General features: G+C 73.3%; 20 protein-coding genes. 12 read left to right on the top strand and 8 right to left on the bottom strand.

Annotation, left to right across the window (positions count from 1 at the left end; all coding sequences use genetic code 11):
- Positions 1 to 10 precede the first annotated feature (10 nt).
- The 3 genes from ACH414_RS12475 to ACH414_RS12465 are packed head-to-tail and all read left to right on the top strand — an operon-like array spanning position 11 to position 2,649.
- Positions 11 to 1,336: a hypothetical protein gene (locus ACH414_RS12475; RefSeq protein WP_398941734.1), complete on the top strand. Its 1,326-nt coding sequence runs from the start codon at positions 11 to 13 to the stop codon at positions 1,334 to 1,336.
- Between the two features lie 8 nt (positions 1,337 to 1,344).
- Complete coding sequence (locus tag ACH414_RS12470; RefSeq protein ID WP_382539297.1) at positions 1,345 to 2,097, top strand: hypothetical protein; 753 nt, start codon at positions 1,345 to 1,347, stop codon at positions 2,095 to 2,097.
- A gap of 60 nt (positions 2,098 to 2,157) precedes the next feature.
- Complete coding sequence (locus tag ACH414_RS12465) at positions 2,158 to 2,649, top strand: LURP-one-related/scramblase family protein (protein ID WP_398941733.1); 492 nt, start codon at positions 2,158 to 2,160, stop codon at positions 2,647 to 2,649.
- A gap of 96 nt (positions 2,650 to 2,745) precedes the next feature.
- On the opposite strand, the gene ACH414_RS12460 is transcribed toward ACH414_RS12465, so the two are convergent.
- Positions 2,746 to 3,945: a trans-sulfuration enzyme family protein gene (locus ACH414_RS12460; RefSeq protein ID WP_382539290.1), complete on the bottom strand. Its 1,200-nt coding sequence runs from the start codon at positions 3,943 to 3,945 to the stop codon at positions 2,746 to 2,748.
- Positions 3,946 to 4,018: 73 nt separating this feature from the next.
- Between ACH414_RS12460 and ACH414_RS12455 the strand changes: the two genes are divergently transcribed.
- Entirely contained in the window at positions 4,019 to 5,485 is a 1,467-nt protein-coding gene (locus tag ACH414_RS12455) for a PLP-dependent aminotransferase family protein (RefSeq protein WP_382539287.1), read from the top strand.
- Positions 5,486 to 5,607: 122 nt separating this feature from the next.
- On the opposite strand, the gene ACH414_RS12450 is transcribed toward ACH414_RS12455, so the two are convergent.
- A complete protein-coding gene (locus ACH414_RS12450; protein WP_382539284.1) occupies positions 5,608 to 6,381 on the bottom strand; it encodes a carbon-nitrogen family hydrolase in 774 nt (257 codons plus the stop codon).
- A gap of 159 nt (positions 6,382 to 6,540) precedes the next feature.
- Between ACH414_RS12450 and ACH414_RS12445 the strand changes: the two genes are divergently transcribed.
- Positions 6,541 to 7,368 (top strand): maleylpyruvate isomerase family mycothiol-dependent enzyme, encoded by an 828-nt coding sequence (locus ACH414_RS12445; RefSeq protein ID WP_382539281.1) that lies wholly within the window; start codon positions 6,541 to 6,543, stop codon positions 7,366 to 7,368.
- A 22-nt stretch (positions 7,369 to 7,390) separates the two neighbouring features.
- On the opposite strand, the gene ACH414_RS12440 is transcribed toward ACH414_RS12445, so the two are convergent.
- Together ACH414_RS12440 and ACH414_RS12435 are read right to left on the bottom strand one after the other, a co-directional pair.
- Positions 7,391 to 8,704: a nitrate/nitrite transporter gene (locus ACH414_RS12440; protein ID WP_382539278.1), complete on the bottom strand. Its 1,314-nt coding sequence runs from the start codon at positions 8,702 to 8,704 to the stop codon at positions 7,391 to 7,393.
- Positions 8,701 to 9,342, bottom strand: a complete 642-nt coding sequence (locus tag ACH414_RS12435) for a GntR family transcriptional regulator (protein ID WP_382539275.1) — start codon at positions 9,340 to 9,342, stop codon at positions 8,701 to 8,703. The genes ACH414_RS12440 and ACH414_RS12435 overlap by 4 nt, the downstream gene beginning before the upstream one ends.
- 133 nt (positions 9,343 to 9,475) lie before the next feature.
- Here ACH414_RS12435 and ACH414_RS12430 point away from each other — a divergent pair, with 133 nt between their 5' ends.
- Complete coding sequence (locus ACH414_RS12430) at positions 9,476 to 10,414, top strand: hypothetical protein (RefSeq protein WP_398941730.1); 939 nt, start codon at positions 9,476 to 9,478, stop codon at positions 10,412 to 10,414.
- Positions 10,411 to 11,697 carry a hypothetical protein gene (locus tag ACH414_RS12425; RefSeq protein WP_398941728.1) on the top strand — a complete coding sequence of 429 codons (1,287 nt, stop codon included), beginning with the start codon at positions 10,411 to 10,413 and terminating at the stop codon, positions 11,695 to 11,697. The genes ACH414_RS12430 and ACH414_RS12425 overlap by 4 nt, the downstream gene beginning before the upstream one ends.
- Before the next feature lie 18 nt (positions 11,698 to 11,715).
- Here ACH414_RS12425 and ACH414_RS12420 read toward each other — a convergent pair whose 3' ends face one another.
- Genes ACH414_RS12420 through pdhA form a run of 3 tightly spaced genes read right to left on the bottom strand, consistent with a single transcriptional unit; the run spans position 11,716 to position 15,300 of the window.
- On the bottom strand, positions 11,716 to 13,128 hold the full coding sequence (locus tag ACH414_RS12420; protein WP_398941726.1) for a dihydrolipoamide acetyltransferase family protein: 1,413 nt from the start codon (positions 13,126 to 13,128) through the stop codon (positions 11,716 to 11,718).
- Positions 13,129 to 13,138: 10 nt separating this feature from the next.
- Positions 13,139 to 14,119 (bottom strand): alpha-ketoacid dehydrogenase subunit beta, encoded by a 981-nt coding sequence (locus ACH414_RS12415; RefSeq protein ID WP_382539264.1) that lies wholly within the window; start codon positions 14,117 to 14,119, stop codon positions 13,139 to 13,141.
- Positions 14,120 to 14,121: 2 nt separating this feature from the next.
- Complete coding sequence (gene pdhA, locus ACH414_RS12410; RefSeq protein WP_382539261.1) at positions 14,122 to 15,300, bottom strand: pyruvate dehydrogenase (acetyl-transferring) E1 component subunit alpha; 1,179 nt, start codon at positions 15,298 to 15,300, stop codon at positions 14,122 to 14,124.
- A 367-nt stretch (positions 15,301 to 15,667) separates the two neighbouring features.
- Between pdhA and ACH414_RS12405 the strand changes: the two genes are divergently transcribed.
- From ACH414_RS12405 to ACH414_RS12395, 3 genes are all read left to right on the top strand, one after another.
- The gene (locus ACH414_RS12405) at positions 15,668 to 16,327 is read left to right on the top strand and encodes a response regulator (RefSeq protein WP_382539258.1); all 660 of its coding nucleotides are present in this window, start codon (positions 15,668 to 15,670) and stop codon (positions 16,325 to 16,327) included.
- A gap of 143 nt (positions 16,328 to 16,470) precedes the next feature.
- On the top strand, positions 16,471 to 16,923 hold the full coding sequence (locus tag ACH414_RS12400) for a pyridoxamine 5'-phosphate oxidase family protein (protein WP_382539255.1): 453 nt from the start codon (positions 16,471 to 16,473) through the stop codon (positions 16,921 to 16,923).
- 6 nt (positions 16,924 to 16,929) lie between these two features.
- Entirely contained in the window at positions 16,930 to 17,979 is a 1,050-nt protein-coding gene (locus tag ACH414_RS12395; RefSeq protein WP_382539573.1) for a phosphotransferase, read from the top strand.
- A 148-nt stretch (positions 17,980 to 18,127) separates the two neighbouring features.
- Here the strand turns inward: ACH414_RS12395 and ACH414_RS12390 are convergent, their stop codons facing one another.
- Positions 18,128 to 19,831, bottom strand: coding sequence for a protein kinase (locus ACH414_RS12390; RefSeq protein WP_382539252.1), 1,704 nt, complete (start codon positions 19,829 to 19,831; stop codon positions 18,128 to 18,130).
- Positions 19,832 to 20,119: 288 nt separating this feature from the next.
- On the opposite strand from ACH414_RS12390, the gene ACH414_RS12385 reads away from it, so the two are divergent.
- Together ACH414_RS12385 and ACH414_RS12380 are read left to right on the top strand one after the other, a co-directional pair.
- A complete protein-coding gene (locus ACH414_RS12385) occupies positions 20,120 to 21,751 on the top strand; it encodes a protein kinase (protein WP_386563291.1) in 1,632 nt (543 codons plus the stop codon).
- A gap of 140 nt (positions 21,752 to 21,891) precedes the next feature.
- Complete coding sequence (locus ACH414_RS12380; RefSeq protein WP_398941723.1) at positions 21,892 to 22,653, top strand: hypothetical protein; 762 nt, start codon at positions 21,892 to 21,894, stop codon at positions 22,651 to 22,653.
- Positions 22,654 to 22,667 lie beyond the last annotated feature (14 nt).

The following is a 22,667-nucleotide window of genomic DNA, read 5'->3' as shown; positions in this document are numbered from 1 at the left end:
CATGGCGGACATGACAGCCGGAACGATCATCCGCTTAGTCCTGCCGCCGTGCCTGCCGGCATGCCTCCTGGCCTGTCTGTTCCTGCCCCTCCTGGCACCGGCGGCGCGGGCCGGCGGGGCGGGCGACGGCGCGCTCGCCATGAGCGTCACCGTGAACGGCGCGAGCGGGGCCGAGGCGCGCGCCGTGCGCGCCGGGGCCGTCGTCGTGAAGCGGTACCGCCTGGTCAACCGGGGCGAGGCCGATCTGTACGGGGTGCGGATCGCCGACCCCGGCGTGCCGGGCGACCTGGTGCGCTGCCCGGCGAAGCCGCTGACGGCGCTCCGCTCGATGCTCTGCACGGCCCGCTTCCGCGCCCTGCCCGGCCCCCACCCGGCGACCGCCCGCGCCACGGGGAGCGTCCCCTCCCTGAACAAGCGCCTCACCGCCACCGCCCGCTCCGGATACGACGGGGTGGCGGGGGCGCTGCGGCTGACCGAGGCGGTACGGGTCGTCGCACGCCAGGCGGTCGTCCGCTACACCGTCACCAACCCCGGCAACCGCCCCCTGCACGCCGTCCGGCTCAGCGACCCCGGCCTGGGCGCCGTGCCCGGCGGCATCGACTGCGGCACGGACTCCCCGGGGACGGTGCCCCTGCTGGCTCCGGGCGCCTCGGCCGGGTGCACGGCGACGGTACGGCGCGCCCCGGGCACCTACCGCAGCACCGGGCTCGTCTCGGGCAGCGACCGGGTCACGACGATCGGCGAGGGCGGCACGCCCGTCCCCGCGCCGGAGCTCACGGCGCGCGCTTCGGCGCAGTTCCGGTTGACGGCGGGGACGGGGCCGGGAGCGGCGGGGGCCGGGGCGGGACCGGCTGCGGCGGGAGCCGCGGGGGCGAACGGGGGGCCGGCGGTACGGGGTGGGGCGGCGCGGTCCCCAGGGGCGGGGGCCGGGGTGGCGGGGGCTGCCGGTGCTCCCGGGGTGGCCGGTGCGCCCGGTGGGGCAGCGGCTGGAGGCGCGGGCGGGGTCGCCGGCGGCGCACCCGCGGGCGCCGGTCCGGCAGGAGGCCCGGCAGCGGCTCCGGGCGCCGCTCCGGGCGCCGCGCCCCCCGCCGTACCCCCGGCCCGGCCGCCCGGCGCCGTCCCCCGCGTCCCCGCCCCCGTCCCCGTCCCCCCTGCCCTGCCCACCACGCCCCGCCCCCCGGCCGCCGCCGTCGCCGTCGCCGAGGACGAAGGCCTGCTCGCCCGGATCCACCGCCGTTCCCGCGAACTCCCGCACCTCGGCGTGGTCCTGACGCTGCTGTTCCTGCTCGTTCCCGCCGCGATCGCCGCCGCCGTGTTCGGCTCCCGGCCCCACTGAGAGACGCCATGGTCATCCTGGAAACCCTCGTCGTCGTCCTCGGTGTCGCCCTGGTCGCCGGGCTCGTCGTGGTCGGCAAGACGCGGCTCTTCCCGATGCGGGAGGAGGACGAACCCCGCGAGGACCTGGCCGAGTACATCGCGATGATGGTCTCGGTCTTCTACGCCCTGGTGCTCGGCCTCTGCCTGGTCTCCGTCTGGGAGAACCGCGCCGCCGCCGACGACATGGTGCGGGCCGAGGCGAGCGCGCTGCACCAGACGTACCTCCTGGCGGACGCCCTCCCCGCCGCGCAGCGGCAGCCGGTGCGGCAGGCGGCCCGCTCGTACGCCACGCACGTGCTGGACGTCGAGTGGCCGCGGATGACCGAGCGCGAGCCGCTCGGGACGGAGGGCTGGGTGCTGCTGGAGCGGCTGCGCCGGGCGGGCGAGCTGCACGGCAGGGCCACCACGGGCGAGCAGATCGCCGCCCAGGAGATGCTCGCCCAGGTGGGGTTCGTGGACGACGCCCGCCGGGGGCGGGAGGCGGCGGCCGAGGAACGCCTGTCCCCCGTGCTGTGGACCGGGCTCGTCCTCGGCGGGGTGCTGACCCTGGCCTTCATGTTCCTGTTCGGGATCAAGCGGAGCACCACCCATGTGGTGATGGTGATGGGCCTGTCGGGCTTCATCGCCTTCACCGTGCTGCTCATCCACCAGCTGGACGCGCCCTTCGGCGCGACGCTCGGCGCGAGCCCGGACCCGTTCACCCGCTACTTCCCGGCGTGACGGGGCCGGCGTGACGGGGCCGGCGTGACGGACCCGGTGTTCCGGGGAAGGCATGCCGTCATGAAATACCTCGTACGGGACAAGATCTTCGCGATCGGCGACGACTACTGGATCGAGGACGAGCGGGGCCGCCACGCCTTCCTCGTCGACGGCAAGGCGATGCGGCTGCGCGACACCCTGGAGCTGAAGGACCCGGACGGGCAGGTCCTGATCACGCTGCGGCAGAAGATGTTCAGCCTGCGCGACGCGATGACGATCGAGCGGGACGACCGGCCGCTCGCCACCATCCGCCGCAAGCGCCTGTCGCTGCTGCGCAACCACTACCGCGTCACCCTCGTCGAGGGCACCGAACTCGACGTCAGCGGCCGGATCCTGGACCGGGAGTTCACCGTCGAGTACGACGGGGAGCTGCTCGCGCACATCTCCCGCCAGTGGTTCCACGTCCGCGACACGTACGCCGTCAACGCCGTCCGCGAGGACGCCGATCCCGCCATGCTCATCGCGGTCGCGGTGTGCGTGATCCGGATGGCGGAGCGGGAACGGGAGGACTGAGGGAGGGGCCCGGTCCCTCAGCCCCGCGGTTCTCCGGTCCTCCGGTCCTCCGGTTCTCCGGTTCTCCGGTTCTCCGGTTCTCCGGTCCTCCGTTCCTCAGAGCGCCTTCGCCAGTGCCTGCTCCAGGTCCGCCCACAGGTCCTCGACGTGCTCGATGCCCACCGAGATCCGCACCGTGCCCGGGCCGATGCCCGCCGCCTCCAGCGCCGCCGCGTCCAACTGGCGGTGCGAGGTGGAGGCCGGGTGCATGACCAGGGTCTTCACATCGCCGAGCGAGGCGCTGAGCGAGGCCACCCGGACGCCCTCGACGAAGGCCCGGCCCGCCTCGCGGCCGCCCGCGAGGTCGACGGAGACCACCCCGCCGCCGCCCCGCGGCAGCAGCCGCGCCGCCACCTCGTGGTCGGGGTGGGAGGCCAGGGCGGGGTGCCGGACGGCGGCCACGGCCGGGTGGGCGGCGAGCCGGGCCGCGAGTTCGGCGGCGTTGGCGCACTGGCGCTCGATGCGCAGGGGCAGCGTCTGCAGGCCGCGCAGGGTCAGCCAGGCGGCGAACGGGTCGGTGGTGGCGCCCTGTTCGACCGCGTAGTGGCGGACCCGCCCGTACAGCTCCTCGTCCCCGAAGACGGCGATGCCGCCGAGGACGTCGGCGTGGCCGGCGAGGTACTTGGTCGCGGAGTGCACGACGATGTCGGCGCCGTACGCGAGCGGCCGGCACAGCAGCGGCGAGGCGAAGGTGTTGTCGACCGCGGACGGCACCCCCGCCTCGCGGGCGACGGCGATCAGGGCGGGCAGGTCGGAGACCCGGGTGGTCGGGTTGGCGATGGTCTCCAGGTAGAGCAGCCGGGTCTCGGGGCGCAGCGCGGCGCGCACCTCGTCCGGGTCGGAGCCGGAGACGTACGTGACGTCGACGCCCCAGCGCGCGGCGAGGTCGGCGAGGAGGGCGTACGTGCCGCCGTACAGGCAGCGCTGGGCGACGATGTGGCCGCCGCTGGCGAGCAGTCCGAGCAGGACGCCGTTGATGGCGCCCATGCCGGAGGCGTAGGAGAGCGCGGCGACGCCGCCCTCCAGGCGGGCCACGGCGTCCTCCAGGGCGCGGACGGTGGGGTTGCCCATCCGGCTGTAGAGGAAGGTGTCCGTCGAGTGGAAGGCCTCGGCCATGGCGTCGGCGGTCTCGAAGGCGAAGACGTGCCCCTGGTGGAGCGGGACGCCGAGCGGCCTGCTGCCGTGGATCGAGGGCTGCGGGGAGTGCACGGCGAGGGTCTCGGGACGGGACGTTTCGGGAAGGAAGTCGGCGCTCATGACGCCCAGTCTGTGGACGGCGGGCTTGCGCCCACAGGACCAATCCCGGCAGATTGGTCCGCCGATGGAACCAATGGCACCCCCGGCCCCCCTGGGCCCGGACGAACTGGTCGCCTGGCTCGGGCGCTGGTCGGCCGGGCGGGGGCCGCTGTACCTGCTGCTCGCCGCCCGCATACGCCAGTTGATCGACGAGGGCCTGCTGCCGCCGGGCGCCCCGCTGCCACCCGACCGGCGGCTCGCGACCGCGCTCTCGGTCGGCCGGACGACGGTCGTCGCCGCCTATGACACGCTGCGCCAGGAAGGGCGCCTGGTGCGCCGGCAGGGCAGCGGGACGCGCGTGGCGCCGGCCGCGCTCGCCCCGCCGGGGCCCCGGGTGACGGAGACGTCGAACCCGATGTTCCTGCACCTCCTCGAAGCCTCCGACGGCGTCCTGTTGTTGAGCTGCGCCGCTCCTCCGGCGCCGCCGCCCGAGCTGGCCGAGGCCTACGCGGGGCTCGTCCTGCCGGAGGCCGACCTCGGCTACCACCCGGCCGGCGTCCCGGCCCTGCGGGCGGCGGTCGCGCGCCGGTATGCGGCGCGGGGCGTGCCGACCGACCCGGCGCAGGTGCTGGTGACGACGGGCGCCCAGCAGGCGATCGGGCTGCTCACCCGGCTCCTGGTGGCGCCCGGCGACGGGGTCCTCGTGGAGGCGCCGAGCTATCCGGGGGCGCTCGACCTGTTCCGGGAGGCGGCGGCGGTGCCGCACCCGGTGGCGGTGGGGCCCGACGGGCTCGACGTGGCGGCGGCGGTCGCCGTGATGGAGCGTCACCGCCCCGCCCTGGCCTATGTGGTCCCGCACCTGCACAACCCCACCGGCACCGACCTGCCGCCGCTGCTCGGACGGCGCCTGGTCGCGGCGGCGAGGTCGCTGGGGATCCCGCTCGTCGACGACGAGGTGCTGAGCGAGCTGCGCTTCGACGGGACCGGGCCGCCGCCGCTCTCCTCGTACGGTGCGGAGGTCATCGGCGTCGGCTCGCTCAGCAAGACGGTCTGGGGCGGCCTGCGCATCGGCTGGGTGCGCGGCCCGGCCCCGCTGGTGGCGCGGCTCGCGCGGCTGAAGGCGCTGCACGACCTCGGCAGTGACGTGCCGGCGCAGCTGGTGGCGGCCCGGCTGCTCGGCGCCTTCCCGTCGCTCCTGCGGTCCCGGGTGGCGCGACTGCGGGCCGGCCACGACCTGCTGCGCGCGGAGCTCGCCCGTCGGCTGCCCTCCTGGGAGTGCCCGCCGGCCGCCGGCGGACAGACCCTGTGGGTCCGGCTGCCCGGCGGCGACGGGGTCTCCTTCGCCCAGGTCGCGCTGCGGCACGGGGTGGCCGTGCTGCCCGGCTCCACGATGGACGCCCTCGGGGGGAGCACCCGCATGCTGCGGCTGCACTTCCTGCTGCCGCCGGACGATCTCGTGGAGGCGGTGCGCAGACTCGCGTCGGCGTGGGCGGAGTACGCGCCGGGAGGCCGCCCCGGAGCCCCCGCGGCCTCGTCCGCCCTGAACGCCATCGCCGTGTGAGGCGCGGCGCGGGCAGGCCGGGAGGAACCCGACAGCGCGTGGCGCGGGCGGGCCGGGAGGAACCCGACAGCGCGCCGCGCGGGCGGGCCGGGAGGAACCCGACAGCGCGCGGCGCGGGCCCGCTACAGCACCCGGTCCTTCAGCGCCGGGAACTGCTCGCGGGTGCCCGTCACCTTCTGCGCGTCGAGGACCACCCGCAGGGTCTCCTCGCCGGGGCCCGCCTCCGCGAGGACCTCGCCCCAGGGGTCGACGACGATCGAGTGGCCGGCCTGCTCCACCCCGGCGTGGGTGCCGGCGGTGCCGCAGGCCAGCATGTACGCCTGGTTCTCCACGGCCCTCGCCTGGGCGAGCAGCGTCCAGTGTCCGCGGCGCCGGGCGGGCCAGCCGGCCGGCAGCACGAAGGCCTGCGCGCCCGCGTCGACCAGCCCGCGGAACAGCTCCGGGAAGCGCAGGTCGTAGCAGGTGGCGACGCCGACGGTGAGCTGCGGCAGGTCGACGGTGACGAGGTCCTCGCCGCGCGCCATCAACACCGCCTCGCCCTTGTCGAAGCCGAAGCGGTGGATCTTCCGGTAGGACGCGACGAGTTCGCCGTCGGGCGAGAAGACGAGCGAGGTGTTGTAGAGCGCGCCGCCCGCCGCCTCGACGATCGAGCCCGCGTGCAGCCAGACCCCGGCGTCGCGCGCCGCGGCGGCCATCGCCTCGTACGTCGGGCCCTTGAGCGGCTCGGCCTCGGCGGCGAAGGACTCGAAGGCGAAGGCGCCGACGGGCCACAGCTCGGGCAGGACCACCAGGTCCGCCGCGCCCCGTTCGGCCCGCACCAGGCGCGCCACGCGCGTCCGGCGGTCGGCGACCGGTTCGTCCGGGTCTACCGCGATCTGGATCAGCGAGGCGCGCACACTACCACCGTCCTGGCATTCGAGCCGTCAACACCGGCCTACGATCGTCACACGAAAGCACTGCCGGGGTGCCTGCGGGCAGCGTAACTTAGCCAGCGAGCCTCCCACGCAGTCATGTTTTCAGCCCGCCCAGCCTTACCAGCGCCGCCGAGGGGTCCCGTGACCGTCCATCCCAGCCTCCAGAACTACGCCGACGCCTGGACCCACTCCATCGAAGCGATAGCCGAGCTGGTGCAGCCGCTCGTGGAAGGCGAGTGGAACCGCGCCACACCGTGCCCGGGCTGGTCGGTCCGCGACATCGTCTCCCATGTCATCGGCATGGAGACCGAGATGCTGGGCGATCCGCGCCCGATCCACAGCCTCCCCCGCGACCTCTACCACGTGCGCTCGGACTTCGCCCGCTACATGGAGATGCAGGTCGATGTGCGCCGGCACCACACCGCGCCGGAGATGACCTCGGAGCTGGAGTACATCCTGATCCGCCGGGCCCGCCAGCTGCGCAACGAGAACCGGCAGCCCGACACCCTGATCCGCGCCCCGCTCGGCGCCGAGCAGACCCTGGAACTGGCCTACCGGATGCGCGCCTTCGACTGCTGGGTGCACGAGCAGGACCTGCGCACCGCGCTCGGTGTCCCCGGCAACCTGGACTCGCCCGGCGCGTACATCACCCGTGACGTGCTCCTGGAGGCGCTGCCGCACGTCGTCGCGAAGGAGGCGGGCGCCCCGGCGAGTTCGGCGGTGGTCCTGGACGTGACCGGCCCGGTGGAGTTCCTGCGCACGGTGCGGGTGGACGCCGACGGCAACGGTTCGGTCGACGGCGCGCCCTCGCTGGGCCCGGCGGTGACGCTGACGACGGACTGGGAGACGTATGTGCGGCTGGCCTGCGGCCGGGTCCGGCCGGCCGACGTGGCCGACCGGGTGAAGACCGAGGGCGACGAGGACCTGGCGCGGGCGATCCTGGACCGCTTCGCGGTCACGCCCAACTAGCCGGCGGGACCGGCGGGGCCCGTCAGACGGGCACGTGCACGGCCTCGACCCGGCTGGCGACGAGCCGCTCCCGCTCCCGGCGGGCGGTGCGCGCCTTGAGCCGGAGGATCTGCACGACGCCGAGGGCTTCGAGGACGAAGACCGAGGAGAAGGCGATCCGGTAGTCGTCGCCGGTGGCGTCGAGGAGGACGCCGACGGCGAAGAGCGTGGTCATGGAGGCGACGAAGCCGCCCATGTTCACGATCCCGGAGGCGGTGCCCTGCCGCTCGGGCGGGTTGGCGGGCCGGGCGAAGTCGAAGCCGATCATCGAAGCGGGGCCGCAGGCGCCGAGCACGGTGCACAGGACGATCAGCAGCCACATCGGCGCGTGCTCGCCGGGGTAGACCAGGGTGGCGGCCCACAGGGTGGCGGTCACGCCGATGGTGCCGAGCGCCAGGGGCGCGCGGGCGGAGTGGTGCCGGGCGATGATCTGCCCGTAGACGAGCCCCACCACCATGTTGGAGGCCACCACCAGGGTGAGCAGGGAGCCGGCCGTCTCCCGGGTCAGGCCCTGTGCCTCGACGAGGAAGGGCAGTCCCCACAGCAGCAGGAAGACCATGGCGGGGAACTGGGTGGTGAAGTGCACCCACATCCCGAGCCGGGTGCCGGGCTCGCGCCAGGACTCGCCGATCTGCCGGCGGACGAAGGCGGCGCCCGCGTGGGGCTGGGGCTCGGGCTCGTATCCCTCGGGGTGGTCCCTGAGGAAGAGCAGCAGCAGGACGAGGACGACGACCCCGGCGACGGCGCTGCCCGCGAAGGCGGCGGTCCAGCCGACGCCGTGCAGGAGCCTGGCGATGACGATCGTGGAGACCAGGTTGCCGGCCATCCCGACGAGTCCGGCGAGCTGGGCGACGAGCGGTCCGCGGCGGGCCGGGAACCAGCGGGTGCCGAGCCGCAGCACGCTGATGAAGGTCATCGCGTCGCCGCAGCCGAGCAGCGCGCGGGAGGCGAGCGCCATGCCGTACGAGGGGGAGAGCGCGAAGCCCAGCTGCCCGAGGGTGAACAGCAGCACCCCGATGGTCAGCACCTTCTTGGTGCCGAGCCGGTCGACCATGAGGCCGACGGGTATCTGCATGCCGGCGTAGACGAGCAGCTGGAGTATGGAGAACGTGGACAGGGCGGAGGCGTTGACGCCGAAGCGGTCGGCGGCGTCGAGCCCGGCGACGCCGAGGGACGTCCGGAAGATGACGGCGACGAAGTAGACGGCGACGCCGACGCCCCACACCAGCGCCGCCCGCCGCCCGCCGGGCGGGTCCCCGGGCAGGCTGACGGCCGACCCGTATCCGTCGCGGCTCACCGGGCCTCACCCCGGACCAGCACCTTGACCCAGCTCAGGTGCTGCCGCACACAGGCGGCGGCCCCCTCGGCGTCCCCCTCCCGGATCCGCTCCAGGATCTCGGCGTGCTCGGCGATGTTCTTGGCCACCCGGTCGGGCTGCGACTGCATCACGGCCACGCCCATCCGCAGCTGCCGGTCCCGCAGTTGGTCGTAGAGCCGGGCCAGGATCTGGTTTCCGGCGTGCTGGACGATCTCCGCGTGGAAGGCCCGGTCGGTGGCGGCCACCTCGGCCAGGTCCCCGACCTCGGCCCGCCGCTTCTGCTCCTCGAGCAGCTCCTCCAGCCGTGCGACGAGCCCGGGGCCCGCGGGCACGGCCCGGCGCACCGCGAACTCCTCGACGAGCAGCCGCGTCTCGACGACGTCGGCGATCTCCTGCGCGGAGACCGCGAGCACCAGCGCGCCCTTCTTGGGGTAGAGCTTGAGCAGCCCCTCCATCTCCAGCTTGAGCAGCGCCTCGCGCACGGGCGTCCGGGAGACACCCACGGCCTGCGCGAGCTCCCCCTCGGTGAGCAGGGTCCCCCCTTCGTACCGACGGTCGAGGACCGCCTGCTTGACGTGCATGTAGACGCGGTCTGCTGCGGGGGGTGCGGATGCCATGCGCACAGCTTAGATACAACAGAGGTGCAACAGACAGACCCGTCCGCATCGCGGACGGACCCGAACCGCACACGCCCGGCCCGGGGGACGCGGCAACGCTCTAGGCTGCCTGTCGGACGGGGGAGGTGAGGTCGTGGCGGAGGATCCGGCACGTACGGACACAGAAGGCTCGGGCAACACACGGCCACCGGCGGCTCCTTCCCCGCCGGAGGCACCGGCGGCCGCCTCCGCGCCGGCGGAACCAGCGGCTCCCCCCGCGCCCGCGGAACCAGCGGCTCCCCCCGCGCCGGCGGAACCAGCGGCTCCCCCCGCGCCCGCGGCGCGCGGCCTGGCGCACGGGGCGCGCCGCCTGCGCGAGCGTCATGCGCGTCTGAGCGGAGCGAACAAGCTCGCCCTGTACGGCCTCGTCTGCGCCGCCCTCGCCTACCTCACGCCGCTCGGGCAGTCGCTGTACAGCACGCTGTTCCCCGAGCGGGCCATCGCGCTCATCGTCGACCCCGGCAACAGCCCCTGCCTCAGCAGCTTCGTCCTCACTCCGGGGAACGAGCAGCTGAAGAACGTGATCTGGTCGTCCGACAGGCGCCAGGTCGGCCGCTGGGAGAGCGACGGGAGGATCGTGCACTCCGGGGACGCCCAGATCGCCGTCACCGTACGGGGCAACGTCGACAAGGCAGCCGTCATACGCGACATCTCCCTCACGGTGGTCGGGCGGTCCCGGCCGGTGGCGGGCGAATTCGTCCGCGGCGGCGGCTGCGGCGCGGAGGACGACCCGGAGTACCTCGTCGTGGACCTGGACACCCTGCCCCTGAACCGTGCCGTGCCCGTGTCGTACCTCCAGCACAGCCCGCAGCAGAAGGCCGCGAAGGCGGCGGCAGCCGAGCTGGGCAAGCCGATCTCCCTGCCGAAGCAGGTCACCACGGACGGCATCTACTCCTTCTTCCTCACCGGGCGGAGCCAGAAGTACGACACCCGCTGGGTCGCGACGGTCACCTGGTGGGACGGCGAGGAGGACCACGTCGAGCGCATCGACAACAGCGGGAAGCCCTTCCGGGTCTCCGGACGGGCGCGATGACGCCGATCCGCGCCCCGAAGACCCCGACCGGAAACGGCGGGCCCGGACCCGCCCTGCGGACCGCCTGTCTTTCGCTGGTCCTCGCGTTGGCGGCGGCGGAGTTCCTCGCCGCGACGCCCTTCCAGATCGACTGGGCGGACTCGACGGGACGCGTCGGCTACCACACACCCCTGTCGGCCCGGCTGCGGTACCTGACGGTGTCCCCGGTCTTCCTGTACGGCGTCGGAGGCACCGTCAGGGCCGCCTTCGGCCTCGTGCTGTGGACGGCCGTGTTCGCCCTCGTCCTGACGCTCGGGGCCCGGGCCCTGGCACACCGGTCCGCCGAACCCGGCGCGCGCGTCGGTGTGTTCCTGTTCGCCGTGCTGGTCCTCGCCCCTCCGGCGAACGCCGTCGCCTGGATCGTTCCCCTGGTGCCCTCGCTGGTCCGCGAACCGGTCGGTCGTGGCGAGGTGCTGACCCGCGCCCTCATCGACGTCCAGGACAGCACGGGCCACGCCATGGCGCTGGCTCTCGTCGCCGCGCTCTGCGCTGGTCTCGCCCACACGGCCGCCCACCGGCGGGCCTCCCGCAGGGGGAGCGCCGAGGCGCCGGCCGGCACCGAGGCTCCCGAGCCGCCCACCCTCCGCGGTGTGCTCCTCCAGCTCGCCGTTCTCCTGCGAGGCCCTTCGGAGACCTTGTGGCGCAGGATCGGCCTCACGCTCCTGATGACGTGCGGTGCGTGCGTCCTGCTGAAGCTCCTGGCCTCCCCCGGCACGGAGGACGTCCTCTCCGCGCTCGCCCGGCCCTTCTGCCAGAGCGACGGCGATGTGCGGCTGTGCTCGAAGCAGCTCGGATCCGTCCTGCAGGGCGATGTGCCCGACAACAGCCCGTCCCCCGTGGTCCCCCCCGTCTATTTCGCGTACGCCTCGCTGTACGCGCTCCAGGGCTTCGCCCTGCTGTTCGCGATGTGCGTCTTCCTGCTGACGGCACAGACCGAACTGCGCCGTACACCGGCGACGACGTTCCTGATGACCTGCTGGGGCTATGTCTTCGGCACGGTCACCTACGGAGTCCTGCTGGAGGTCGGGCTCGCGGCCGGGCAGGGTGAGCCGGTGGGGCTTTCGGCTCTCCCGGGGCTCCTTCCGCGTCTGCTCGTCCCCCCGCCCACGCTGAGCCACACGCTGTTCGCCGCCCCCGTGGCGGCGGGCGTCTTCGCCCTGTGCCACAGGACGTGGATCCGGCTTCGGAGCCGGGAAGCGAGACGCCCGGACGGGGAGAGGACCCCGTCCGGGCGTTTCACGTGAAACAACGCAATCGGGCTGTTACGCCCAGGTGATGAGCCGCTTCGGCTGCTCCAGGATCGCGGCCACGTCGGCCAGGAACTTGGAGCCCAGTTCTCCGTCGACCAGGCGGTGGTCGAAGGAGAGCGCCAGGGTGGTGACCTGACGCGGCTTCACCTTGCCCTTGTGGACCCAGGGCTGGAGCTTGATCGCGCCGACCGCGAGGATCGCGGACTCGCCCGGGTTGAGGATCGGCGTACCGGTGTCGACGCCGAAGACGCCGACGTTGGTGATGGTGAAGGTGCCGCCCTGCATCGCCGCCGGGGTCGTCTTGCCCTCGCGGGCGGTGGAGACCAGCTCGCTGAGGGACTTCGACAGCTCCGGGAGGGTCTGGGCGTGCGCGTCCTTGATGTTCGGCACGATCAGGCCCCGCGGGGTGGCCGCGGCGATGCCCAGGTTGACGTAGTGCTTGAGCACGATCTCCTGGGCGGCCTCGTCCCAGGCCGCGTTGATGTCCGGGTTGCGCTTGACCGCTACCAGGACCGCCTTGGCGATGAGGAGGAGCGGGTTCACGCGCAGGCCCGCCATGTCCTTGTCGGACTTGAGCTCCTCGACCAGCTTCATGGTGCGCGTGATGTCGAAGGTCACGAACTCGGTGACGTGCGGCGCGGTGAAGGCCGAGCCGACCATCGCCGCCGCCGTGGCCTTCCGTACGCCCTTGATCGGGATACGGGTCTCCCGGGCCTCCGGGAGCGCCGAGGAGACGGCGGGCGCGGGGGCCGCGGCCACCGGAGCGGCCGCCTCGGGCGCCGGAGCCGCGGCGACGGGGGCCGGCGCGGCCGGGGCCGCCGCCTTGTGCACGTCCTCGCGGGTGATGATGCCGTCCGGGCCGGTCGCGGTGACCGTCGCCAGGTCGACGCCCAGGTCCTTGGCCAGCTTGCGCACCGGCGGCTTGGCCAGCGGGCGGGCGCCGGCGGCGGGACCGTGGCCGTTCAGCTGCTCGGGGACCACCACCGCCGGAGCGGCCGGAGCGGCCGGAGCGGTCGCCGCCGGCGCCGTCTTGCGGGCCCGGCGCTTGGTGGAGGTCGCGGCCACGCCGTAGCCGACCAGGACCGGCTGGCGGCCCTCCGGCTCGGCGGCCGGCTCGGCCACCGGCTCCTGCGCGGGGGCCGCTGCCACCGCAGGCGCCGCCGGCGCCTCGGGCTCGGCGCCGCCGCCGACGTTCACCGAGATGATGACCTGGCCGACGTCGACCGTCGTGCCCTCGGGGAACAGCAGGTCGTGCACCGTGCCGTCGAAGGGGATGGGGAGCTCGACGGCGGCCTTGGCCGTCTCGACCTCGCAGACGACCTGCCCGTCGGTGACCGTGTCACCGGGCTGGACGTACCACTTGAGGATCTCGGCCTCGGTCAGGCCCTCGCCCACGTCGGGCATCTTGAATTCGCGGATCGTCATCGTGCTCTCCTCAGAACGCCAGCGAGCGGTCGACGGCGTCGAGCACGCGGTCCAGGCCCGGCAGGTACTCCTCCTCCAGGCGCGCCGGCGGATACGGCGCGTGGTAGCCGCCGACCCGCAGGACGGGGGCCTCCAGGTGGTAGAAGCAGCGTTCGGTGATCCGGGCGGCGATCTCCGCGCCGGAGCCGAAGAACACCGGGGCCTCGTGCACCACGACCAGACGGCGGGTCTTCTCGACCGAGGTCTGGATGGTGTCGAAGTCCAGCGGGGAGATCGAGCGCAGGTCCACGACCTCGATCGACTTGCCCTCCTCGGCGGCGGCCGCGGCCACCTCCAGGCAGGTCTTCACCATCGGGCCGTACGCGACGAGCGTGAGGTCCGTGCCCTCGCGGGCGACCCGGGCCTTGTGCAGCTCGCCGGGGAGGGCCTCGACGTCGACGTCGCCCTTGTCCCAGTAGCGGCGCTTGGGCTCGAAGAAGATGACCGGGTCATCGCTCTGGATCGCCTGCTGGAGCATCCAGTAGGCGTCGTTGGAGTTCGCCGGGGTGACGACCTTGAGGCCCGCGACGTGCGCGAAGAGCGACTCGGGGGACTCGGAGTGGTGCTCGACGGCGCCGATGCCGCCGCCGTACGGGATGCGGATGACGATCGGCATCTTCACCGTGCCGAGCGACCGGGCCCGCATCTTCGCCAGCTGGGACACGATCTGGTCGTACGCCGGGAAGACGAATCCGTCGAACTGGATCTCCACGACCGGCCGGTAGCCGCGCAGCGCGAGACCGATCGCGGTGCCGACGATGCCGGACTCGGCGAGCGGGGTGTCGATGACCCGGTCCTCGCCGAAGTCCTTCTGCAGACCGTCGGTGATCCGGAAGACACCGCCGAGCTTGCCGACGTCGAGGCCCATGATCAGGACCTTGGGGTCGGTCTCCAGGGCCTTGCGCAGCGACTCGTTGAGCGCCTTCGCCAGGGGAAGCTTCTGAACAGGCATGGTTACTCGGCCTCTCCGCCCTCGAAGGACGCCTGGTAGGCGGCGAACTGCGCACGCTCCTCGTCGACGAGCGCGTGCCCGTCCGCGTACACGTTGTCGAACATCGCCATGTGCTCCGGGACGGGCATGGCGCGGACGACCTCGCGGACGTGCTTGCCGAGCGCCTCGCTCTCCGCCTCCAGCTCCTCGAAGAAGGCCGCGTCGGCGTGACCCTGGTTCTCCATGTACGTCTTGAGGCGCTGGATCGGGTCCTTGGCCTCCCACTCCTCGCGCTCCGCGTCCCGGCGGTAGCGGGTCGGGTCGTCGGAGGTGGTGTGCGCGGCCATCCGGTAGGTGTACGCCTCGATGAGCGTCGGGCCCTCGCCCCGGCGGGCGCGCTCCAGGGCGTCGCGGGTCACCGCCAGACAGGCCAGGACGTCGTTGCCGTCGACCCGGACGCCGGGGAAGCCGAAGCCGCGGGCGCGCTGGTAGAGCGGCACGCGGGTCTGCTTCTCGATGGGCTCGGAAATGGCCCACTGGTTGTTCTGGCAGAAGAACACGACCGGGGCGTTGTAGACCGCGGAGAAGACGAACGACTCGTTGACGTCGCCCTGGCTGGACGCGCCGTCGCCGAAGTACGCGATCACGGCGGAGTCCGCGCCGTCCTTGGTGATGCCCATCGCGTAGCCGGTGGCGTGCAGGGTCTGCGAGCCGAGGACGATCGTGTACAGGTGGAAGTTGTTGCTGTTCGGGTCCCAGCCGCCGTTGTTCACGCCGCGGAACATGCCGAGCAGGTTGGTGGGATCGACTCCGCGGCACCAGGCGACCGCGTGCTCACGGTAGGTGGGGAACACGTAGTCGTCGTCGCGCAGGGCGCGGCCGGAACCGATCTGGGCCGCCTCCTGACCGAGCAGCGAGGCCCACAGGCCCAGTTCGCCCTGGCGCTGCAGGGCGGTGGCCTCGGCGTCGAAGCGGCGGCTGAGGACCATGTCGCGGTAGAGCCCGCGCAGTTCCTCGGCGCTCAGGTCGATGTCGTAGTCGGGGTGCTGGACGCGCTCACCCTCGGGCGTCAGCAGCTGAACGAGCTCCGGCTCGGTCTGCTGCGCAGCCGCCGCCTTCTTCGCGCTCGCGGCGCTGGTGGTGCGCTTGGCGCCGCTGCTGCGTCGCGTCGTCTTGCGCGCGGCAGTGCTCTCCACGGTCACGTGCGTGCTCCTCCGTCGGTCCGGCCTCCGGGTTCGCCGGGTGGGCCTGGGGGTCCCCCCTGCTCGGAGAGCTTGGGGGAGGCTCCGCCTTCTCCGTACCCTTCGCACGGGGTGGGTGCGACGCGGCCGGGGTCAGGCGTGACAGGTGCCCCGGCGAACGCCGTCACAGGCACGTTACCCATTGCACAGCATTCCCGCGAAACCCCATTTGACCTGCGATTTTGCTTGGATTTCCAAGTAAATCGAAGAATGGGGGATTCACCGCTGGTCAGCGCATGGACAACGGCCCGACGCCGTCGTCGGAACACCCGGCACGTTATCTCGGCCACCCCGGGCGCGGGAAGAGCCAATATGTGAGACTGGCTGCGTGCGCGAAGAAGGAAAAATCCGGGTATTTCTGCTGGACGACCATGAAGTCGTCCGGCGCGGCGTCCACGAGCTGCTCTCCGTAGAGGACGACATCGAGGTGGTCGGCGAGGCCGGTACCGCCGCGGACGCCCTGGTCAGGATCCCTGCGACCCGCCCCGACGTGGCCGTGCTCGACGTCCGGCTCCCGGACGGCAGCGGGGTCGAGGTGTGCCGCGAGGTCCGCTCCCAGGACGATTCGATCAAGTGCCTGATGCTCACCTCGTACGCGGACGACGAGGCGCTCTTCGACGCGATCATGGCCGGAGCCTCGGGGTACGTCCTCAAGGCCATCCGCGGCAACGAGCTGCTCAACGCGGTCCGGGACGTCGCGGCCGGCAAGTCGCTGCTCGACCCCGTGGCGACCGCGCGGGTCCTGGAGCGGCTCCGGGACGGCAACAGCCCGAAGGGCGACGACCGGCTCGCCAATCTCACCGAGCAGGAACGCAAGATCCTCGATCTGATCGGCGAGGGCCTGACCAACCGGGCCATCGGCGAGCGGCTCCACCTCGCGGAGAAGACCATCAAGAACTACGTCTCCAGCCTGCTGTCGAAGCTGGGCATGGAGCGGCGTTCCCAGGCCGCCGCGTATGTGGCGAGGATGCAGGCCGAGCGCCACTGAGGCCCGGGGATTCCCGCACTCCGGCCGTTTCACCCGAACGGGTGCGGCCGGGCCGCGGGGCCCGCATTCGGGACCTATGACCCCGCAGAACCGGGGCTGGGGCCCCTTTCCCGACACGGTGCCGGTGGCGGAGAGTGGAAGCCATGTCCACCGACGAGATCCGCGCCATCGAGCTGCTGGGCCGAGTGTCGTACGGCCGGGTGGCGACGAGCATGCGGGCGATGCCCTTCGTCGCCCCGGCCCGCCATATCGTGGCCGACGGCGACGTCCTGATCCGGCTGCACCGGGGCCTCGGCTACCACCGGGCCTGCAACGGCAGCGTCGTCGCCTACGGGGCGGACAACCTCGACTCCGGCGCCGCGACCATGTGGTCCGTGCAGTTCACCGGCACCGCCGAGATCGTCGAACCGACCCCGGAGCAGCTGGCGGCCTTCGGCCCGGCCCCCCGCTCCGTGGACGGCGAACCCTTCGACCCGGTCTTCATGCGCATCGAGCCCCAGTTCGTCACCGTGCACACCCTCGACTACACGTCCGAGCAGGGGCCCGCGGTCACGACCCCCGCCTCCGTCGGGCGACATCTCCACCACGTAGCGTGATCTAACATCTGCGGAGTGCCGCGCTCATCTGCACCCCTGGCCTCTCCACGGACGTCCTTCCCCGCCCCGCCCCTCGGCGCCCTGCTGCGCCGTTACGGGGACGCGGGGGAGCCGCTCGCGTGCGAGCCCGTGGCCCAGGGGTTACTCAACCGCGGGTACCGGGTCTCCACCACCCGCGGCGCCTACTTCCTCAAACAGCACCTGGACGCCCGCACCGCCGACCGGGACACCATCACCCGCCAGCACCGGGCCACCCTGCGCCTGAGCGCCCTCGGGCTGCCCGTCGCACCGCCGCTGCCCGACGCACGGGGCCGCACCGTCGCCGTCATCGGCGGGCGCTGCTACGCGCTGCACCCCTGGGTCGAGGGCCGGCACCGGGACGGCGCCCAGCTGTCGACGGCCGGCTCCCGCCGCCTCGGCGCCCTCCTCGGGCACGTCCACACCTGCCTGGAGCAGGTCATGGGCTCCCCGCCGCCCGACGCGGGCCACGAGAGCGCCCGCCCCGAGGACACCCTCCGGCTCATCGACGAACTCCTGCGCCTGGTCCCCGTCCGCCGGAAGCGCGACGGCTTCGACGAGCTCGCCGTGCACCGGCTGCGCGAGCGCCGGGTGCTGCTCGACCGGCACGCCCACCGCCGGCCGCCGGCCGCCGCCGCGGGCGGCTGGGTGCACGGCGACTTCCACCCCTTCAACCTGCTCTACCAGGGCGCCGAGCCGGTCGCGATCATCGACTGGGACCGCCTCGGGGTCCGCCCGCGCGCCGAGGAGGCGGTCCGCGCCGCCGCGATCTTCTTCGTCCGGCCGGGCGGCGAGCTGGCGCTGGAGAAGGTGCGGGCCTATGCGCGCGCCTACCGGCAGGCGGCCGGGGCGGACGGCGCCGAGCTGGCGGCCGCGGTCGACCGGGTGTGGTGGGAGCGGCTCAACGACTTCTGGACCCTGCGCTGGCGCTACCAGCACCACGACCGCAGGGCCGACCCGCTGTTTCCGGCGATGTCGGCCCTGGCCGTGTGGTGGACCCGCGAGTACGAGGCGGTGCGCGACGCCTTCGCGGGGTGAGCGGGGTGAGCGGGGTCAGCGGGGTCAGCGGGTGGGCCGGCCCCGGTCAGTTGCCGGTGCCGGTCAGTTGCCGGTGCCGGTCAGCTGCCGGCCCCGGTCAGTTGCCGGTGCCGGTCAGTTGCCGGTGCCGGTCAGCTGCCGGCCCCGGTCAGTTGCCGGTGCCGGTCGAGGTGCCCGTCGTGGTGCCCGTGCCGGTGGAGGTGCCGGTCGAGGTGCCCGTGGACGTGCCCGTCGTCGTGCCCGTCCCCGAGGACGTGCCGGTCGAGGTGCCCGTGCCCGAGGAGGTACCGGTGGAGGTGCCCTCCGTGGTGCCCTCGGTCGTGCCCTCCGTGGTGCCCTCGGTCGTGCCCTCGGTGCCGCCCTCGGTCGTGCCCGTGCCGCCGTCCGCGGTGCCCGTCGGATCCGTCGACGGCGTGTCCGTCGGCGTCGGCTTCTGCGTCGGCTTGTAGGTCGGCCGGTACGTGGGCTGCTGCGACCACCCGCCGTCCCCGCCGGTCGACGAGTCGGGCGTCTCCGTGTCCTGAGAGGGCTGGTCGGAGGGCTCCGGGGACTGCTCCTTGGTGGACGGCGAGTCCGTCACCGCCGGCGGCTTCGTCCCGCCGCCGTCGTTCTTCTCGCCCGCCTTGTCGATCGCGTACGCGACCCCCGCGACCATCGCGACCAGCGCGAGCGCCACGAACAGCAGCAGCTTGGCGCGGCTCTTCTTGGGGGCGCCCTGCGCGCCGTACCCGCCGTCGGGGCCGTAGCCGCCGTGCCCGCCGTCGTAGCCCCCGTCGTCCGGGTTCATCGGGGGCAGGATCGGACCCTGCGCGGTGTCGTGGTGCATCGGGTGGCCGAGGACGGCCGTCGCGCCGACGCCGCCCATCCCGCCGCCCGGCGTGTGCATGGGGTCGTGCACGGCGCCCACGTCGACCGGGCCGGTGTTCCACACGCCGGTGTGGCCGCCCTGCTCCTGGAGCATCTGCAGCGCGTACTGGATCAGGCCGCGCATCTCCTCGGCGCTCTGGAACCGGTCGTCCGGGTCCTTCGCGAGGGAGCGCATCGCCAGCCCGTCGAGCTCCGGCGGCGCCGCCGACGCCACCTCGGACGGCGGGATCGGGGCGTCCTGGACGTGCTGGTAGACCACCGACAGCGGCGTCTCGCCGGTGAACGGGGGCCGCGAGGCGAGCAGTTCGTAGAGCAGGCAGCCCGTCGCGTACAGGTCGGAGCGGTGGTCGACGGTCTTGCCGAGCGCCTGCTCCGGCGACAGGTACTGCGGGGTGCCCATGACCATGCCGGTCTGGGTCATCGTCGACTGCGCGCCGTGCAGGGCGCGCGCGATGCCGAAGTCCATGACCTTGACCGCGCCGCCGTGCGTGATGATCACGTTCGCCGGCTTGATGTCGCGGTGCACGATGCCGTGCTGGTGGGAGTAGGCGAGCGCCTCCAGGACGCCGGAGACGATGATGAGGGCCTGCTCGGGGCCCGGCGGCTCGGCGCTGATCAGCAGGTCGCGGATGGTGCGGCCCTCGACCAGCTCCATCACGATGTACGGCACGGAGCGGCCGCCGACCAGGTCCTCGCCCGAGTCGTAGACCGCCACGATCGCATGGTGGTTGAGACCGGCGACCGACTGCGCCTCGCGGGTGAAGCGGGCCTTGGAGACCGGGTCCTCGGCGAGGTCGGGGCGCAGCAGCTTCACCGCGACGGTGCGCCCGAGGCGCACGTCCTCGGCGGCGAACACCTCGGCCATGCCGCCGCGTCCCAGACGGTGGGTCAGCCGGTACCTTCCGTCGCCGACCACCCCGCCGACGCCCCAGGACTCGGCAGATGCGTCCGGCAGACCGCCGCCTGCTCCGGATTCGGGTGCCATCAGTCCTCGCCGTCGTCTCTCGTGCCGTGTCCAGTCGTCACGCTACAGGCTCCGTACGACATCACGGTCCGCGATGGACCGGTCATCCAACTCCCCACGCATACACCTGTGCAAATTCCGTGCCGTTCCTGTCACACGCCCGTCACGCTCCCGGGAGGGACGCTCAGCGCAGGGTCACGGAACGGGTACCGAAAGGGCACTCGGCTTGACGTGTCACTGCCCTCGGGCAGACTTGGCCGGGAAATTTCCGGATCAGCGCCGCCGCGCGCGCGTAGGGGGAAGCACGAGATGAGCCAGGACGGCGCACAGGGCCGCTATGCGGGCGGTTCGGTCGCGGGCGGCCGGTACCAGCTTCGCGACCTTCTCGGCGAGGGCGGCATGGCGTCGGTGTACCTGGCCTACGACTCCGCCCTCGACCGCCAGGTCGCCATCAAGACGCTGCACACCGAGCTCGGCCGCGAACAGTCCTTCCGCGAACGCTTCCGGCGCGAGGCGCAGGCGGTCGCGAAGCTGTCGCACACCAACATCGTCTCGGTCTTCGACACCGGCGAGGACACCCTCGACGGCGCCGTCATGCCGTACATCGTCATGGAGTACGTGGAGGGGCAGCCGCTCGGCTCGGTGCTCGCCTCCGACGTGCAGCAGTACGGCGCGATGCCGGCCGACAAGGCGCTGAAGGTCACCTCCGACGTGCTCGCCGCGCTGGAGACCAGCCACGAAATGGGCCTGGTCCACCGGGACATCAAGCCCGGCAACGTGATGATGACCAAGCGCGGCGTGGTCAAGGTCATGGACTTCGGCATCGCCCGCGCCATGCAGTCCGGGGTCACCTCGATGACCCAGACCGGCATGGTCGTCGGCACCCCGCAGTACCTCTCCCCCGAGCAGGCCCTGGGCCGCGGCGTCGACGCCCGCTCCGACCTGTACTCGGTCGGCATCATGCTCTTCCAGCTCCTGACGGGCCGTCTGCCCTTCGACGCGGACTCGCCGCTCGCCATCGCCTACGCGCACGTCCAGGAGGAGCCGGTCGCGCCGTCCTCGGTGAACCGCTCGGTGACCCCGGCGATGGACGCGCTGGTGGCCCGCGCCCTGAAGAAGAACCCGAACGAGCGCTTCCCCAGCGCGGCCGCGATGCGCGACGAGTGCCTGCGGGTGCTCTCCGCCGGCCAGACCGGTGCGCCGGTGATCGTCGCGGGCGGACCGGTGCAGAGCGGTTCGGGCGTCGGCTCGGCCGTCTTCCCGCCGGTCGGCCAGACCCCGCCGCCCTCCGTGCACGGCGTCCAGAGCCCGTACCAGCCCACGCCGCAGCCCGGTCCGTACGGGGCGCCGACGCCGGCTCCCTCCTACGGGTACCCGCAGCAGGTCCCGACCCCGCCCCCGGCGCCGGTCTACCAGACCCCGGCCCCGGCGCCCATGCCCGGCCCGTACACGGTGCCGCAGCAGCAGGCGCACGCTCCCGTCGTGGGCGGCGGCTCCTCGCAGAACAACCGCACGAAGATCGCCATCGGCGCCCTCGCGCTGGTCGTCGTCGCCGGCGTGGTCACGGGCATCTCGCTGATGAACCGCGACCCCGACACGAACCCGCAGGCGAACGACCCGAGCCAGAGCAGCAGCGCCGCCCCCGGCCACAAGGGGCCGGACCTCTCCAAGACCATCGACACCAAGAAGTGCACGGAGCCGACCGAGTCGAGCGACGACCCGGACAAGTTCCAGGTCCCGGACTTCACGTACAAGAACATCCAGTCGGTCAAGGCCTGCATCCAGGCCGCCGGCTGGAAGGTCAAGGCGGAGTCCTCGACCGACGAGGCCACCTACGGTCAGGGCACGGTCATCACCCAGTACCCGCGCCAGGGCACCGACATCGCCAAGGACGACGCCGAGTTCACCCTCGAGGTCTCCACCGGCAACCCGCCGCAGTAGCACCACCGCGGCCGTCCGGCCGCCGGGGCGGGCGCCGACGCGGCCCCGCCCCGTCCGGATGTCCCGGGATGCCGGGTTTGTCCGTGCATGTGACGCTGAGTCGAAGAACTCGGCGGCTCGGCACGGGAGGGGGTCACCCGGTGACTCCAGCACTCCGCAGCACGAGGTCACGGGCGCTCGGCCCCGTGCTCGTCTGCTGTCTCACGGCCTGTGCCGTACCGGTCGTCCCCCCGCTGACCGCGTACGCGTACGGCGCCGAGCTCACGCCCGCGGGACCGGACCGCACCGCCCCTGCGGGCGCCGCCGCGGCCGGCACCGCCACGGCCGGCACCGCCGCACCCGGCACCTCGTCGCCCGGCACCCCGCCCGCCGGGACCACCGCGCCGCCGACCACCGCGCCCGGCAGCACCGCCCCGGGGCGCGCCACGCCGTCCGCCTCGACGCTCGCCCCGCGTCCGTCCGGCACCGCCTCGGACTCGCCCTCCGCGACCGTCTCCCCCGCGCCCGCGCCGAGCGGTTCCGCCGCCGCGCCCGGCCCCTCCGCCTCGCTCGCGGGGCGCCCGGCGGGGGAGGGCAGGGAGCGCCCCGGACGCCCCTCGGAGTCCGCCGAGCCGAGCTCCTCGGCCTCCGCGACGCCCTCGGGAAGCCCCTCGCGTACCAAAACGGCAACAGAGGAGGAGCCCGAAGCGGCGGCCGACGAGGCGGTCGGAGCGGTACCCGAGACGGAGGAGCCGCTCCCGTCCGCCTCGGCGGCCGCGCTGCCGGCCAGGGCGCCGCGGATCGGCGCGGAGGCCGTCGGCGCCCTCTCCGACCGGCGGATTCCGGTGCTGACGCTGGGTGTGGGGCTCGCCCTGATGGGGCTCGGCATCGGCTTCCTCGGGGTCCGGATGCGGCGCCGCTGAGGGCGCCGTGACAC

The sequence above is a fragment of the Streptomyces sp. NPDC020422 genome (assembly GCF_044386705.1).
Lineage (GTDB): Bacteria > Actinomycetota > Actinomycetes > Streptomycetales > Streptomycetaceae > Streptomyces.
The sequence above is the reverse complement of the archived record's forward strand: the minus strand, read 5'-3'. Positions and strand labels throughout refer to the sequence as shown.